14 protein-coding genes and 1 tRNA gene are annotated in these 15999 nt (G+C 39.7%); 8 read left to right on the top strand and 7 right to left on the bottom strand.

What is annotated here, in order from left to right:
* The first annotated feature begins 182 nt into the window (after nucleotides 1–182).
* The 3 genes from cofG to C7B62_RS19590 all read left to right on the top strand — a co-directional run bounded on the left by cofG (nucleotide 183) and on the right by C7B62_RS19590 (nucleotide 2028).
* Entirely contained in the window at nucleotides 183–1145 is a 963-nt protein-coding gene (cofG, locus tag C7B62_RS19600; protein WP_106241048.1) for a 7,8-didemethyl-8-hydroxy-5-deazariboflavin synthase subunit CofG, read from the top strand.
* 68 nt (nucleotides 1146–1213) lie between these two features.
* Nucleotides 1214–1285, top strand: a tRNA-Lys gene (locus tag C7B62_RS19595).
* A gap of 11 nt (nucleotides 1286–1296) precedes the next feature.
* Entirely contained in the window at nucleotides 1297–2028 is a 732-nt protein-coding gene (locus tag C7B62_RS19590; RefSeq protein ID WP_106241055.1) for a pyridoxine 5'-phosphate synthase, read from the top strand.
* Between the two features lie 85 nt (nucleotides 2029–2113).
* Here C7B62_RS19590 and C7B62_RS19585 read toward each other — a convergent pair whose 3' ends face one another.
* A complete protein-coding gene (locus C7B62_RS19585) occupies nucleotides 2114–3298 on the bottom strand; it encodes an aminotransferase class V-fold PLP-dependent enzyme (protein ID WP_106241044.1) in 1185 nt (394 codons plus the stop codon).
* A 150-nt stretch (nucleotides 3299–3448) separates the two neighbouring features.
* On the opposite strand from C7B62_RS19585, the gene C7B62_RS19580 reads away from it, so the two are divergent.
* From C7B62_RS19580 to bioF, 3 genes are all read left to right on the top strand, one after another.
* Nucleotides 3449–4972, top strand: coding sequence for a TM0106 family RecB-like putative nuclease (locus C7B62_RS19580; RefSeq protein ID WP_106241041.1), 1524 nt, complete (start codon nucleotides 3449–3451; stop codon nucleotides 4970–4972).
* Nucleotides 4973–5416: 444 nt separating this feature from the next.
* Nucleotides 5417–5683, top strand: coding sequence for a hypothetical protein (locus C7B62_RS19575; RefSeq protein WP_233220055.1), 267 nt, complete (start codon nucleotides 5417–5419; stop codon nucleotides 5681–5683).
* A 128-nt stretch (nucleotides 5684–5811) separates the two neighbouring features.
* Nucleotides 5812–6993, top strand: coding sequence for an 8-amino-7-oxononanoate synthase (gene bioF, locus C7B62_RS19570; protein ID WP_106241034.1), 1182 nt, complete (start codon nucleotides 5812–5814; stop codon nucleotides 6991–6993).
* 192 nt (nucleotides 6994–7185) lie between these two features.
* Here bioF and C7B62_RS19565 read toward each other — a convergent pair whose 3' ends face one another.
* The 5 genes from C7B62_RS19565 to C7B62_RS19545 all read right to left on the bottom strand — a co-directional run bounded on the left by C7B62_RS19565 (nucleotide 7186) and on the right by C7B62_RS19545 (nucleotide 14533).
* A complete protein-coding gene (locus tag C7B62_RS19565) occupies nucleotides 7186–8727 on the bottom strand; it encodes an HlyD family efflux transporter periplasmic adaptor subunit (RefSeq protein WP_106241030.1) in 1542 nt (513 codons plus the stop codon).
* Nucleotides 8728–8914: 187 nt separating this feature from the next.
* Nucleotides 8915–11836, bottom strand: a complete 2922-nt coding sequence (locus tag C7B62_RS19560; RefSeq protein ID WP_106241052.1) for a peptidase domain-containing ABC transporter — start codon at nucleotides 11834–11836, stop codon at nucleotides 8915–8917.
* A gap of 115 nt (nucleotides 11837–11951) precedes the next feature.
* Entirely contained in the window at nucleotides 11952–12542 is a 591-nt protein-coding gene (locus C7B62_RS19555) for a DUF6151 family protein (protein ID WP_106241026.1), read from the bottom strand.
* 42 nt (nucleotides 12543–12584) lie between these two features.
* Nucleotides 12585–14027, bottom strand: coding sequence for a DUF3574 domain-containing protein (locus tag C7B62_RS19550; RefSeq protein ID WP_106241023.1), 1443 nt, complete (start codon nucleotides 14025–14027; stop codon nucleotides 12585–12587).
* Between the two features lie 5 nt (nucleotides 14028–14032).
* Nucleotides 14033–14533: a hypothetical protein gene (locus C7B62_RS19545; RefSeq protein ID WP_106241019.1), complete on the bottom strand. Its 501-nt coding sequence runs from the start codon at nucleotides 14531–14533 to the stop codon at nucleotides 14033–14035.
* 350 nt (nucleotides 14534–14883) lie between these two features.
* Between C7B62_RS19545 and C7B62_RS19540 the strand changes: the two genes are divergently transcribed.
* Nucleotides 14884–15147 (top strand): type II toxin-antitoxin system Phd/YefM family antitoxin, encoded by a 264-nt coding sequence (locus C7B62_RS19540; protein WP_106241015.1) that lies wholly within the window; start codon nucleotides 14884–14886, stop codon nucleotides 15145–15147.
* On the top strand, nucleotides 15119–15499 hold the full coding sequence (locus C7B62_RS19535; RefSeq protein WP_233220054.1) for a type II toxin-antitoxin system VapC family toxin: 381 nt from the start codon (nucleotides 15119–15121) through the stop codon (nucleotides 15497–15499). Before C7B62_RS19540 ends, C7B62_RS19535 begins: the two co-directional genes overlap by 29 nt.
* Before the next feature lie 27 nt (nucleotides 15500–15526).
* Here the strand turns inward: C7B62_RS19535 and C7B62_RS19530 are convergent.
* Nucleotides 15527–15999 (bottom strand): response regulator (locus tag C7B62_RS19530; protein ID WP_146132145.1); only part of this gene is annotated, 473 nt, incomplete at its 5' end.

Below are 15999 nucleotides of genomic sequence, written 5' to 3'. Positions count from 1 at the left end.
AAGCACCGCGTGTTTCGCGCTGTTGTAAAGTTGTTGTCATTGTATTTATGATTGCGTGTTATTTATTTGTCTAGGTTCTTTTGAACTGACTCTCTAACTATAGAACATTTCTTTAGTTATGTGAATATTTTTAATAAAATATTATCTTATATGACATATAAGGATAGTTGATATATAAATTAATGAGTTCTGTAATCACCTTTAGCCCTGCTCATACAATAGTTCCTACTTACGAATGTTTTAATCGATGTAGTTACTGCAATTTTCGCCTTGACCCAGAGGAAAACAACTTATTAACCAAATCTAAGCTACTTAATATTTTGAAACAATTAGACAGTAAAAGAGTAGCCGAGATTTTAATTTTAAGTGGAGAAGTTCATCCTCAATCTAGTCAACGCAGCCAATGGTTTGCAAAAGTTAAACAAACCTGTGATATAGCCTTATCTTTAGGCTTTTTACCACATACCAATGTAGGTCCTTTAAGCTGGTCAGAAATGAAACAGTTAAAGAAAGTAAATGTTTCGATGGGTTTGATGCTAGAACAAATTAATCCTAAATTTATGAAGACAGTACATAAGTATGCTCCTAGTAAAGAACCAGAATTGCGATCGCAACAGCTTGAGTGGGCAGGAAAATTAAACATTCCTTTTACTACGGGAATATTATTAGGAATTGGCGAAACACAGTCAGATATTGCCGATTCCTTGCAGGAGATCGCCCGTATTCATCAAAAATGGGGACATATTCAAGAAGTAATTTTGCAGCCTCACAGTGTTGGCACTAGGCAAAAATTAGACTTTCCTAGTTTCGATCCTCAACAACTACCCGCCATCATTGCTCAAGCTAAAACGATTTTGCCCTCTGGAATCGCAATTCAAATTCCTCCTAATCTAATACCTGATGCTAGTTTTTTACTGGAATGTTTAGGTGCGGGGGCAACAGATTTAGGCGGAATTAGTCCTCTCGATGAAGTTAATCCAGATTATCCCCATCCAACTTATGAATCTTTATCAGCAATTTTACAGCCAGCAGGATGGAGTTTGAAAGCAAGATTACCAGTATATCCGCAATATTTTGCTTGGCTTCCTGCGGATCTCCAAAAAGCGATCGCCAAGAAAAAAAAGAGCTTGATTTGGAAAAACTAGTATTTTGCCGAAAACTTATGCTAAGATAATTATCCGTGGAAAAAACGGCTAAACCGTAACATTTTCAAGGGTCGCTAGCTCAACGGTAGAGTATTCGGCTTTTAACCGACTGGTTCTGGGTTCGAATCCCAGGCGACCCATAATGTCCAAAATGACTAACCTGAGCGTAAATCTAAATAAAGTAGCGTTAATTAGAAATACCCGTAATCTTGGTATTCCTAGCATTACCAAAATGGCGCAAATCTGTATTGATGCTGGGGCAAAAGGAATTACGGTGCATCCTCGTCCCGATCAAAGGCACATTAGACCAGGAGATGTTGATGATTTACTAGAGGTAGTAAAGCCTGTAGAATTCAACATTGAAGGCAATCCTTTAGAAGTGTCTTTTATGGAGATTGTGCGCCGAGTTAAACCTACCCAATGCACCCTGGTTCCCGATGCGCCCGACACTTTTACTTCAGATAGTGGTTGGGACTTGAGGAAGGACAAAGAGCGTTTAATTCCTATTATTAAAGAGTTACATAGTTTAGGTAGTCGAGTAAGTCTGTTTATGGATGCAGATGTCGAACAAATTAGTCTAGTTCCCGATACTGGCGCAGAAAGAATCGAACTCTACACCGAACCCTACGCTACTGCTTATCGTGAAAACCAAAATTTAGACTTGATTTGGCAGCAGTTTGCCAATGCAGCTAAAAAAGCTCAGTCTTTAGGGTTGGGAGTTAATGCCGGACACGATCTCAATCTGGATAATTTGGCTAAATTCTGCACTATTCCAGGTATCCTGGAAGTATCAATTGGTCATGCCTTAACTGCTGAAGCTTTGGAAATGGGTTTTGCGCAAACAGTCAAAGAATATCTCAAAATTCTCGCTCAATCTGCTTGAAAGATATGTCTAAAAGGTCGATTGTCCAATCGCCCCTACGATTAATTTGACTTAAAGCTACTTCACCCTGAATTACTAAATATTTCTAAATATTCGCTTTAATTGCTGAAAGTAAGTTATCAATCTCTTCTGGCAAAGTAAGATAATGCACGCAAGCGCGGATACAGTCAGGATCGGCAATTGTTCGCAGTAGAAAGCCCTGTTGTTCTAGAGTATCTACTAACTGCTTGTGTTTAATGCCCTTAACCTGGAAAGAGACTAATCCTGCTTTGGGGGGAGTGATTTTTAAGCAGCTTACTCGATCTATTTGCTGTAACTGTGACCAGAGATATTTGCTTAACTCGCAAATCTGCTGATAGCGATCGCCTTTACTTCCCCAGGCTTGATGAATCGCGATCGCCTTCCGCAAACCCTCGTATTCGGGATAAGCAGAGGTAGCAACTTCAAACTTTGACCCGTCTGGTTTCCAGGCAATTGGTTTTCCTTGGAGATCCATTTCCACACCTCGCCAGCCAATAAAGGTGGGTTTTAAATCGGCAAAAGCTAACGGGCTGATATATAGCCCCCCAACTCCAGCAGGACCACAAAGCCATTTATGACCAGTAAAAGCATAGTAGTCGATTTCTAGTTCGGGTAGATTTAAATCGAGAGAACCTACAGATTGAGCAGCATCTACCATTACTCTAATCGTGTTTTTAGCAGGGTAACTGTGACAGGCGATCGCAATTTCTTTAAGGGGTAATACCTGTCCTGTATTCCAGAGAAGGTGGCTTAAAACCACCATGCGGGTACGTTCGCTTAAGTGACTACGAATTACTTCTACAGGATCGCCACTATTTAAAGTATCCATAATCGAACAGATACTTACCTCTACGCCGAAACGACGCTTAATTTCCGCTACTGTGGCGATAATTCCTGGATGTTCACAGTTCGTCATCACAATTTGGTCGCCCTGTTGCCAATCTATTCCCCACATAGCAATGTTGCAGCCAGCGGTTACGTTTTCGGTGAGGGTGATAGTTTCTGGGGTTGTCTCCAGTTCAAGAGCGATCGCCTGACGTAAAAGATTAACCTTATCTGTGAGCCAAGTATTAATCTGACCTGAAAAAGGACCTATTGATTGAATATATTTATGGGTGTCAATAATTGCCTGTAGTGAAGCTTGGGACATTGTTCCTTGACCGCCAAAGTTAAAATAGGTCTTATTAATCAACCCAGGAAATTGCTGGCGGTGTTCTTTAAGGTCGGTTTTAGATAAACTATTAGTCATAGGTAAGATCTTGCTCTGTGGCGAACCATTGTTAGTATATCGACATTCTTCATTAAATATTCGGCGGCCTAATCTTGGGGTCAAAATTGCTGTAATACAGCAAACTAGCAGAGAATTATTACTCTTTATTCTTTCTGGTTTCGCTATAAAATGCTAATTTCCGATCATCTGTTACTAAACTATAAACGTTGCAGCCGTCGTACCTTTCTAGAAATATTTGGTAATCCTCAAGAGCGCGATCCCGCCAAAGATTTCTTACTTAAGCTCAAGCGAGAAAATCAAACCCACATGCGCAACGTGATCGCAGCGCGATCGCTAAAACCCGATCAACCACAAGCATCTCGCCACGATTGGCAGCTGAACACCAAGCAAACTGTAGAGTTAATGCAGCAAGGAGTGGACTGCATTGTGGGCGGAGCTTTGAAGGTTAATTATGCTCAATGGTTATCTGTTCGCCCAGATGTATCTAATCTCCAGCTTACTAATAAGCAAGCACTACTTGCCAAAACTACTTTGACGGCTGCACCAAGTCTGTTAATTAAACAGTCGGGAACATCTATTTTTGGCAATTGGGAATATATTCCTGTCAACATCAAACTTGGTCGTAAACCCAAACCTGAATACAAGTTAATTGCTGCTTTTCATGCTCAGATTTTGGCAATTATTCAAGAGAAAATTCCTAAGCGATCGCAATTGATCCTTAAAGAACACAATTCCCACGAGATCGACTTAGCTTATGGACTAATTAAAATGCGGGAAACTGTAGCCGAATGTTTAATCATGCTGGCTGAACAAAATGAACCAGAGGTATTTATTTCTCGTCAACGCTGTAGCCTTTGTAACTGGTATGGCTATTGCCATCAAGTTGCTAAATCAACTGAGCATTTATCTCTGATTCCTGGAATAACTCCCAAACGCTATGAGTACCTCCAGTCATTAGGTGTAAACAACATTCAATCTCTAGTTAAAATCTCGCAAACCCGCCTAGAAGAAACCTTAGGCTATGAAACTGCTCATCAACTAAAGCAACAAATCTCGGCTATCAAAAGCGATCGCCCTCTCGTGCGCTCAAATTTTGATTTAGTTAACATTCAGCCTATTCCCAGTAGTGCGATCGAGCTATATTTTGATATTGAAGCCGAACCCGAAAGGCAAACAGACTATTTACTAGGGGTACTATTAGTAGATCGGGTCAACAAGACCGAGCAGTTTCATGCTTTTATGGCAGAAAGCCTAGCAGAGGAAGGTAAAATCTGGCAAGAATTCTTAGATTTTGTTGCTCTGTATCCCGATGCGCCAATCTTTCATTACTCTGAATATGAAGCAGATACGATTAAGCGTTTAGCGAAACTTTATGACACTCCTAGAGACCAAAAAAAAGAAATTTTATCTCGTCTTGTCGATCTGCATTTTTGGGTGACCAAAACAGTCATTTTTCCCGTAGAAAGCTACTCTTTGAAATCTTTGGCAAACTGGATGGGATTTTATTGGCGCGAAACTACAGGGAGTGGAGATCAGTCTGTATGTTGGTATGATCAGTGGCTAATCACACAAGATCGAGCTTTGTTAAATTTAATCTTAAGTTATAATGAAGATGATTGTCGGGCAACTAGATGTTTGAAAGATTGGCTTTTAAATTTTCTGGAAGAGCAGCGCAAGCAAAATCTTGAGTAAATCAAAAAAAGATAATTAGTTAATTACTTTTTCATCATTTTTTATCAGCTAATTAAATCTAAAACACCAACATTATTTTAGAGGTAGCGATCGGTAAAAAATATGGTAATGCTAGAGACGTAATGAATTATTATAGTAATGTATAAAATTCCAACCTAATTGGTAATTAAGCACAATTAAGTAGCTAGGCATAATTAATTTAAAGACTGATGTGAGGTAGTGGAGTACTGGAGATAGGGAAGAAAAATAAGAATTCGTTATTTTATATTTAATTTCACCCAGCTACTTAAGTAGTTTTTAAGTTGTGCAAAGAAATTTAACAATACTTGTGAATTTTTCGTAAACCAGATCTTACTCAAGGGGATCATGCGCTACATTGATGTATAGATAAATAAACAATTGTTATGTAACTAATAAGTTTAGTTTATCTTGGTACTTAACTACGTGTATTTGCATGTTGCGATCGCCTATCAAAACCAGGTAAAGCTTATGTTTTTAGTCTTATTACTTGTCACAGCCCTAACTAGTATCATTATTTACCTTCGTACAGATAATGATATCTTCGGTTTACTAGGGGTAGTTATGTCACTAACCTGTCTGATCTGGGGTTTGGTAATTGCTCATTGGTCGGTTCATATACTGGCATTATTCGCTCTATTATTCTTTGGTAAGCCAGTCGCTGTCGCTACGGTAGAATCTCGGCACAGATAAATCGAGCAAGCAATACAATATTTTATTCGGGCGATAATTTACAATCAATAATGGATGTAAGTTATCGCTTTTTTGGTGTCTAAAAGTGAACGAGTTCATCCAGAAGATCCCAAATTAATAATTTTTAAGTGTCAAATCCTTACAGTTGGCTCAATAAATCTCTGGATACAATCCATCGTGCAAATTGGTATCGCTCAGTTAAGGCGATCGCCAGTAAACCAGGAGCAGTTATAGAATTAGAGGGAAAACCTGTAATTAATTTTGCCAGTAATGATTATTTAGGGCTAGCTAGCGATCAAAGATTAATTGATGCTGCGGTGGCTGCAACTCAGGCTTACGGTACAGGTAGTACTGGTTCTAGATTATTGAGTGGACATAAAGAACTACACCGAGAATTAGAACAAGCGATCGCCGCTTTAAAACAAACGGAAGATGCATTAGTATTTAGTTCTGGTTATTTGGCTAACTTAGGAACAATATCGGCTTTAGTAGGGCAACAAGATCTAATTGTAGGAGATCGCTATAATCACTCTAGTCTGAAAAAGGGCGCAATTTTAAGTGGTGCAGCAGCTATTAATTATCTCCATAATGATCTTGTGGACTTGCAGGATAAATTAATTAATCATCGCGCTTTATATCGTCGGTGTTTGATTGCGACTGATAGCGTTTTTAGTATGGATGGCGATTTATGTCTTTTACCTGAATTATTGGCGATCGCTGAAGAGTTTGCATGTATGCTATTAGTAGATGAAGCCCATGCAACGGGAGTGATGGGTAGTACTGGCGCAGGTTGTGTCGAACACTATAACTGTACGGGTAAAACCTTAATTCAAGTTGGTACTCTCAGTAAAGCTTTAGGCAGTTTGGGAGGATATGTGGCGGGAAGTGCCGAATTAATTGATTTTTTGCGGAATCGTGCAGCCACCTGGATTTATACCACCGCTTTGTCTCCTGCCGATACCGCAGCAGCGCTTACAGGGATTGAAATTGTTCAACAAGAACCCCATAGAAAAGAGCAACTTTGGCACAATATCAACTACCTTAAACAAAGGTTATCCCATTTAGAATTATTACCATCCCAATCACCTATTCTCTGCCTCCAGCTTGATACTCCCAAAACAGCATTAAATCTTGCTCAAAGGCTGATCGGTGCGGGTATTTTTGCCCCCGCGATTCGCCCCCCAACAGTGCCAACTAGTCGTATTCGCTTATCTTTAATGGCTACTCATGAACAGCATCATCTTGAAATGCTGATTGAAAATCTGGACAGATATTGGAGTTACGGCAACCAGAAAAACATTAAATCTTGAAAACCTTGACAGCATTAAGTTGAAAATGGAATAGTCCGCAAGTAGTCTATTGTAGGCGTTACTGAATCCAGGTATGATTCTATCGTTAAAACGACTGAGCAGATCGATTAAAAAGCTAATAGCTGATAGCTAATAACTACGAACAAATTACTTTTCGATTTCATACTTCAAATTAGCAACGCCCTATTTTAGTCACTTAGCCTTTTGAAGGGTATCTAATTTCTTGGTTACAAAGCCAGAAAAGACGGAAATAACACGACGCTTACGTTCTTTGATATTGACATTAATTGCCATCCCCGATTCTAAAGCCATAGATTTACCATTAGCCATGATGGTTTGTCTGGCTAGTTTGATTTTGGCAGGATAGCGGGGGAAGGGATGCTGTTGATCTGGTTCGAGGGCATCGGCACCTACCCAGATTAATTTACCTGCAATATTGCCAAATTCAGTAAAGTCAAAGGAATCAATGCGGACATCTACATCCATACCTGACTTGACGAAGCCGCGATCCTTACTGAGAATATAGACTTGAGCAATTAACGAATCGTCAGGGACAATCTCTAGAAGCGGTTTGCTGGGTTGTGCGACAAAACCGTCATGGGCTTTTAGTTCAAAAATAGTTCCCGCAACGGGAGATTTAAGCCGATGATATTTGAGATTTTGCTCATCAGAATTAATTTTACTATCCAGTTCGGCAATTTGTCTGTCGTTTGCCATAATTTGTTTGCCAAGCTGACTATCAATTTCAGCAACACGCTGTTGATTAGCTGCAATTTTATTTTGTAAGTCTAAGTTAAAAGCAGCAATAGTATTAGTTAGATTTGCTTGCGCTTGAGCGATCGCACTTTGTAATCTTCCCTGTTCTTGCTTTAGGGACTCAATTTCTCCTAGCTTAGTGGTGACTTCTTGCTGTTGAGCTTGCATTTCCATTTGACTCTGACCAATTTCCTGCTTTTGTCGAAGATATTGCAAATTAGAGACAACGCCTTGGGCTACTAGAGGAGACATGTGAGAAGCGATCGCTTGTTCTGTAATCAAGTTATTTTTAGCTGTTGCTAGTCGATCTTGGGCAGTAATTACTAATTTTCTGGCGTTTGACTGTTGGTTTTTAGTTTGTTGCAGTTGCCATTCCAGTTGTTTAACTTCTTGTTCGACTGAGAGAATACGCGAATTGCGATCGCTTTGGGCTGCTTGCCATCTAGCTTGTTGTTCGTTTAAATTGGCAGAGAAATCATCAGTGGCTAAGGCTTGATATAACTCAGTTTCAGCCATAATTGTGTGTTTATTTTTGAGTAATAGAGCTATTTCTGGAGATAAATCAAGATTAGCCAAGTTAAGGAGCATATATTGCTTTATTTGCTGCCGATAAAAGTTATTTTCTCTAACTAAAGACTCTTTTACCTGCTTATTAGATTTAATTTGGGCTTTTAAAGCCGTGGGTTCAAATTCCAATAGTAAATCGCCTTTTTCGACCCTTTCTCCATCTTTTACATAAACTTTGTCAACTACACCATTAACAGATGCTTGAATCTCTTTGACTGCCCCTTTTGGTTCGAGTTTCCCCGTAGCAGGAATTACTTTTTCAATCTTTGCCACGCTAGCCCAAGCAATACCACAAGTAGTCAGGCTAATTAACGTCCAAACAATTGCCCGTGACCAAGTAGCAGGTTGTTTAAAAAAGACTTGAGGGTTGATTAATTGTTGTTCGTTAATGGTTAGTTCTTGGTTATTCATTTAATTGATTACTAATTACTGATGACTAATTACTGATTATTTGCCCTAAAGGATTCCCTATGGTCACGAAGCTTATGCTAAAGCATGTTATACCCTTGTGGTACTAGCTCCGCGTCGTCCTTTAGGACTGATTACTGATTACTGATTACTGATTACTGATTACTGTTCATTGCTCACTGTTCATTGTTCATTGATAAAGACACGAATAACGACCCTGTAATGCCATTAATTCCCCATGGTTGCCTTGTTCTTCAATAACGCCGTTTGCCATCATCAAAATTAAATCGGCATCGCGAATAGTTCTAAGGCGGTGGGTAATAAAAAAGACGGTGCGTCCAGCAAATCTTTGAGCCAGGTTGCGACATACTTGTTGTTCGGTTTCGTAGTCTAAGGCACTGGTAGCTTCATCGAGGATCAACAGACGAGGGCTTTGTAAGACGGCACGAGCGATCGCAATTCTTTGTCTTTGTCCTCCTGATAATGCTGCACCTCTTTCACCGACGGGGGTGTTGTAGCCTTCGGCGAGATTCATGATAAAGTCATGAGCAGCAGCGATTTTCGCAGCTTCAATGATTGCTTCGACATCGGCATCGGGGCTATTTAAGGCAATATTTTCGTGGATTGTTCCGTTAAAGAGTAAGGGGTTTTGAGGCACAACCCCCAACTGACGACGTAGGGAATAAAGTTCGACTTTGGCGATATCGTAACCATCAATGAAGATTCTGCCTGACTGGGGTTGATAGAAGCGGGGTAATAGTTTCATCATGGTGCTTTTACCCGAACCACTTTGTCCCACAATACCGACAAACGAACCTGCTGCAATTTCTACATTGACTTGTTTTAGCTGTAATCGATCGTTTCCCGCAAAGCTGAAGGAAATGTCTTCGTAGGTTACCGCACCAGTAATCGGCGGCATGGGCAAATTGTGCTGTTGTTCTGGGGGTGATTCTTCAGTGTGGTCAAGGATATCACCAAGACGTTCGATCGATAAGGCTGTTTCTAAAAATTGTTGCCACAATTGCGAGAGGCGGAGAAGGGGATTAGTGACATAACCAGCAATGATCCGAAAAGCGATTAATTCTCCCAAAGTTAGTTTGCTTTCTAATACCAAATATGCGCCTACCCATAGAACTAAGAGAGTTGAAAGTTTGTTGAGGAAAGTATTTAGTGAACCTGCTACTGCCGAGATTTTAATGGCTTGAAAACCAGCAGAAATAAAGTGACCATAGTGTTCTTGCCATGCCATGCGCGATCGCAATTCGATATTTTGCGATTTAACTGTTTCCATCCCGTTGAGGACTTCGACTAGATAAGATTGGGTATCAGCATGACGAATCGCCTTTTGACGTAATAGTTGCCGCAGGATGGGAGAAAAAACGACAGTGAGGATAATTAGCAAAGGGACAACGGATAAAGCAACAAAAGTCAGCATCGGACTGTAAAATAACATCACCGCAATGTAGATTACGGAGAAAACCACATCTAGTAAGACTGTTAATGCCGTCCCTGTGAGAAAAGAACGAATATTCTCTAATTCTTGAACCCTAGTGGCTAATTCCCCTGTGGTGCGGTTACCAAAATAGCTCATCGGCAGACGTACCAAACGATCTATTACTTGAGAAGCCAAACCCATGTCGATACGGTTAGTAGTATCCGAAAAAAGATAGGTGCGAAGACCACCGAGTAAGGCTTCAAATAAGGTTAAAATGACCATTAAGGTGCCAAAGACTTGCAGAGTGTCTATGCTATTCCCCCCAATTACCTGGTCAATAATTACCTGCGTCATTAAGGGATTAACCAAGCCAAATAGCTGAACGAAGAAAGAAGCCAGCAATACTTCTAGCAGTACCCGACGGTAACGAATAATTGCTGGAAAAAACCAAGTCAGACCAAACTTTTGTTTTGGTGTATCCGCTTTAGGCTGGAGTAATAATACTTGTCCCGACTGTCCCCAAAGATCGGCAAAAATATCGAGGCGACGACGTTTAATCCCCAGAGAGGGAATACCGAGAATTACTTCTTTGACTGAAGTGTCGTAAACTACGGCAAAGCTATTTTCATAGGCGATTAAAGCAGGAGTAGGAATACTAGGCAGCTTGGCTACGGGGATAGTGATCTGCTGTACTTGTAAACCCAATAAATCCGCCACTGCTGCACAGAAATTCAGATCGATCGCGCCTGTTTTTTGCTGATTGACTACTATTCGCTGGATGACTTCCTGACGATACTTTATCTCAAAGCGATCGCATAACATTTGAAAACAAGCCAAAGTTTCTTTGACTAAACCTTTCCCCCCAAAAAAAGGATACTTGTAATCTTTGCCGTCTTTGATCGGTGGTAAGAAATCAGCAGGGGTTATTTGCTTTGATGCAGGGATGAAGTTGATTGGTGTCGCAACAGAGGCAAAGGAATTATTCGCGGGAGAAAAAATATCCTGAGGTATGCCGAGTAGACGAATAGAGTTGGTTAATAAAGTAGAGTTGATTTGATTAGGATAAAAATTGCTATTGGCTTTAATGTCTTGGGGTAATTGACCACCGCTCACATGCCATTGCAAGCTTAAATCTAAATCTATTGGTTTATTAGGCGGAAAATAACGCACTACCGCTGAAGATAATGCCGTTATCGCTAATTGTTTTAAGTCTGTGGCACTATCTGCTTGCCGATTAAATTGCGCCCCTAAGACATCAAATATTTCGATTAAGCTAGTAGTTTGTTGATAATAAGCAGCGAAGGAAGGATATTTTTCTAATAAAGATTGAAATAGTTCACGAGGAAGCGCAAAACAGTCAACATCGGTAGAGGCGATCGCTATTTCACTATATACTTGTCTGACTATACTAATAGCTCCAACTACAGATTTTGATTCTAATTTAGCTAAACTTATTTCTCTTTTACTACGAGGATCGTAGCCTAATAGACGTACCTGCCCACGACAGATAATAATCACATGAGATAATATTCGATCTTTAAGTAAAATTGTTTCTCCTAGATGATAACGGATCGGTTTTAGTTGTTTTACAAGCTGTTTTAAAACCTCTTCAGGTAAAGTATTAAAAGGCTGAATATCAGTAATAAAATTAATAGTTGAAAAAGCTGTAGCAGTCACTTGCAAGCTCCTATAACTCTATAAATCTCTGGTGTATATTCAAGTTAAAATTTAATCGAGAATATATAGAGAAATTTCTTATCGAAGCCTGCCTAAAAATTGATATTAAATGAATTCACCCGTCACTTCGTATCGCCTCTAGCTCCTGACTAGTCAGTACCCTTGGAGGTACGATGGGAACACCAGATTCCACAATAAAAAAAGGCGTATGCCTATAACTTCCGTCAAGGCGCGCTATCAAGATCGAGGTGATTATTCGCAACATACGGGTTAGCACACCAGACGACTTTGGGTTGGTTTCTCCTTTGGCGTATTTAGTATATACACGCATTTGGATCGGGCCAAAGGCTTCGTCTAGGGAGACTTGCTGAGAATCCAAGCAATTGTGAACCAATCCCACAAATGAAGTCTTAAAGTCTGAAGATGTATTACCAATGGGAGTGTTACAACAGGTCGTATACCAACGCAAAAGACCATTTGGGGTGAGGCGCACACAGGCTAGATTTTCGATACCTTCACTGAAAGTAACGTTGTTAGGGGTAGTTTGAATGATATCGGTGCCACCCGCTTCATCAAGAATTTCGCGATCGCGTTGGAGAAAGTGAGCAAAAGCCTGACAGTCGTCGCAATAACACACACATCGATTTATTTTTTTGCTAAGACTGCCTTTTAGATTGCCACAAGTACACTGTATCGGCTGAATCATTATTTTACGCTCCTTAACAGTAAGCTCCTTTTCAATCGTAACTTAATCGCCAGCATCAAAAACGGTCATATCTAGGATGAATTGGTCTAAAGAAATAGCTAAAGCCTCCCCTGGTATACTCTCAAGGCTTCCCACTGGAAACAAAATTTGTTCGGCAGCTACAAAATCAGCGATCGCATCACGATATGAGTCTTGTCCTTGTGCGCTAATTAAGGTATCGTTGCTAACTTCCCCCAGCAAGATGTCATAACCTGTAGCATCCCTTAGTAATGCATCTGCGCCTTGTCGATCGATAAGATCCTTAAAATCTTTAAAATCGCCAAACTTATACCCCAAATCATCCACAAAAATAGTGTCAGAGTTAAAGGTAACCTGAATTTCTTCATCAACTACCTGCAAAACAGACTCTTGCTGAAATTGTTGTTTATATGCCTGAGTGATTTGCTCGATCGCTGCTTCGTTTTCTGCTGTATCCTCAAAGATTAAGGAAACAACTTTACTCGGCTCTTTAATCAATTTCCCCGTACTATCGAGAAACTGTCCATCTGCTTCATATACCGTTAACCCATCAGGAAAGCGTGGCGTAATTTCCGCATCAATAAAAGCTTGAAACTCAGCTTCAGAAACTTCTCCACCACCCGTAATATTGCGCCCAAAGTATAAATCCTCCTGGATCAACTCTGGAATAGGGTCATTATCAATTAAATCTGTTGATTCATCAAAGCCAACTTTGACTTCTTCATTAACCACTTCCAAGACAGATTCTTGCTGAAACTGTTGCTTATATGCAGCAATGAGCCGATCGATACTTTGCTCATTTTCTGGGGTGTCTTCAAAAATTAGCGAAACTACTTGACTAGGCTCTTGAGTTGAATTTCCCGTACTATCTAAAAACTGTCCGTCAGTGTCGTATACCGTCAACCCATCAGGAAAGCGTGGCGTAATTTCTGCATCGATAAAAGCTTGAAACTCAGCTTCGGAAACTTCTCCACCACCCACAATATTGCGCCCAAAATATAAATCCTCCTGGATCAATTCTGGAATAGGGTCATTATCAATTAAATCTGTTGATTCATCAAAGTTAATTTGAAGATGATCTTCATTGACCACTTCTAAAACAGATTCTTGCTTAAATTGCTGCTGGTAAGACTCTGTGATTCGCTCAATTTTGCTTTGGTTTTCCAGCGTATTTTCAAAAATTAGCGAAATAACTTGACTGGGTTCTTGAATCAAGTTTCCATTGCTATCTAAAAACTGCCCATTAGTTTCATAAACTGTTAGTCCATCAGGAAATTGAGGCGTAATTTCTGCATCAATAAAGGCTTGAAACTCAGCTTCGGAAACTTCCCCACCACCAGCAATATTGCGCCCAAAGTATAGATCCTCTTGAATTAACTTGGGTTGATCTGAGCTAAGGGAGCCAAACTCGATTATGTCCTCCAGCAGGTTGTTGTCATCGCCAAGAGTTCCCGTGATGATTGCCATCGTAATTACTCCTTGTTGATATTAATGTGACTTTTCAGTTGAATTGGTTGACCGAGAATTTGTGCGATCGCATCTGTTTGCATAGTCTGTAAATATTGAGAGGTAAATTCCGCTGGGAAAAATTCAAATAAAATCCGATTTTCGACCCAAAACTCGATCGCACTAAAGGGGACGTTATCTCCCTGTTTGCGAGTCAGGACGCGCCATCCTTCCCGTTGACCAATCTGCTCAATCTGCTGGCACGATGTAGGAACTGAAATCGCTACATGCATGGATACTAAATTGACAGGTTCTGTTAGCAGTACTTTAGCGGATTCGGCATCATTGCCTGGAGACCATACATTACCTTCTTGAAACACCACAATGTGAGTACCATAATGGTCAAAGGGGATCACCAGATAACTACCTGGAATCAAAAATTTATATATCTTGCCCGCCAAGATTTCAGCCAAGACGTTAGCAACCCGCAACGGATTATGAGCGTCAATCGAAATATGGTGAATCATGAGAATAATTCCCCGAACATAAATGATTTACAAACAACAATTAATGAGTAGTAAAAAAGGCATGTTGAACTACCTGGAAAATTAAACGCCATATAGCCTCCTTGTTTCAATAAGGGCGATCGCTTCGGCTAGGCGTAGCCTAATCGCTCAATCTCTTATATTGAGTTCAACCTTAAAAATGAATCGGGAATATACAGGGATTTTTTGACTCAATTTATTTGGCGCTGCTGATGTGAAGTATGAAATTCAGAGTAATACTATTCGTCTTCAAGGGTATAGCCACAGCCTATACTACTTTAAGATAAAATATAGTCAGACCAGGTCAAACTATTTTATTTTTAAACCAAGTAATGAAAATATATTCTGTTACCGATGCCAAGGCTAAGTTTTCTCAAGTAATAGAAACTGTTTTACAAGGAGAAGAAATAATTGTCACAAAAATGGGCAAGCCAGCTGTAAAAATATCTGCTTATAAACCTGTTGTAAATAATCAAAGATTAGGATTAATGAGAGGTAAAGCAACAATACCAGATGATTTTGGAGAATGGGATCAAGAAGAAGCCAGATTGTTGGGAATAATCGAATATGATGAAGTTTTTGCTCGATACTCATAGTTTACTCTGGACAGTTTTTGAACCAGATAAACTCTCAACAGAAGCTCAAGAAATCATAGTTGACCACAACAATATCATTTGCCTCAGTTTAATCTCTCTTTGGGAAATTAGTATTAAACAAAATATCGGTCGTTTGGACATACCAAAAGAATTTTTTGAGGTTGTCAGCGAAGGAGGATTTGAAATACTGTCCCTAACTATGGATCAAATCAAAAAATATCGAACCTTACCTTTGCATCATCGAGATCCATTTGAGCGAATGTTAATTATTCAAGCAAGACAACAAAAACTAATTTTTATTACCCGTGACTCAGAAATTAGCCAGTACGATGTAGAAATTGTCAAAGCTTAATATGGAATTGATTGTTTTTACCTTAATTTAGGATTGAGTCAAATTGATAATTCCATCAAAGTCATAGTTATTCAGCATTTCTAAAATTCCTTGGGTAATATGTTGCTGAGTCTGGGGAATTTGAGTGATCAACTGGATAATTTGTTCAGCATCTAAAGCGATCGCAGCTTGATTTAAGTCATTCATCAAAGTTGGTGATAAGTTAGCTAAATCCTTCGCCGAAAGTGATGTGGCATTGTTATTGATTGATTTATTTGTTGATTGAAGCTGGTTAGATTCTAGTTGATAGATAAATTCAACTCCTAAATACTGAGTTAATTTATCAAAAATAACTTGTTCGGTAAATGGTTTGGCAACAAAATCATCACAGCCTGCATTGAAAATTTTCTCTCTTTGTTCTTCAAAAGCAAAGGCGGTTATAGCAATAATTACTGTTCGCTTGGCATCAGACTGATGTTTAATTTGTCTGGTGGCTTCATAGCCATCAATTACAGGCATTC

It is taken from the genome of Pleurocapsa sp. CCALA 161, from assembly GCF_003003995.1.
Classification (GTDB): domain Bacteria; phylum Cyanobacteriota; class Cyanobacteriia; order Cyanobacteriales; family Xenococcaceae; genus Waterburya.
The sequence above is the reverse complement of the archived record's forward strand: the minus strand, read 5'-3'. Positions and strand labels throughout refer to the sequence as shown.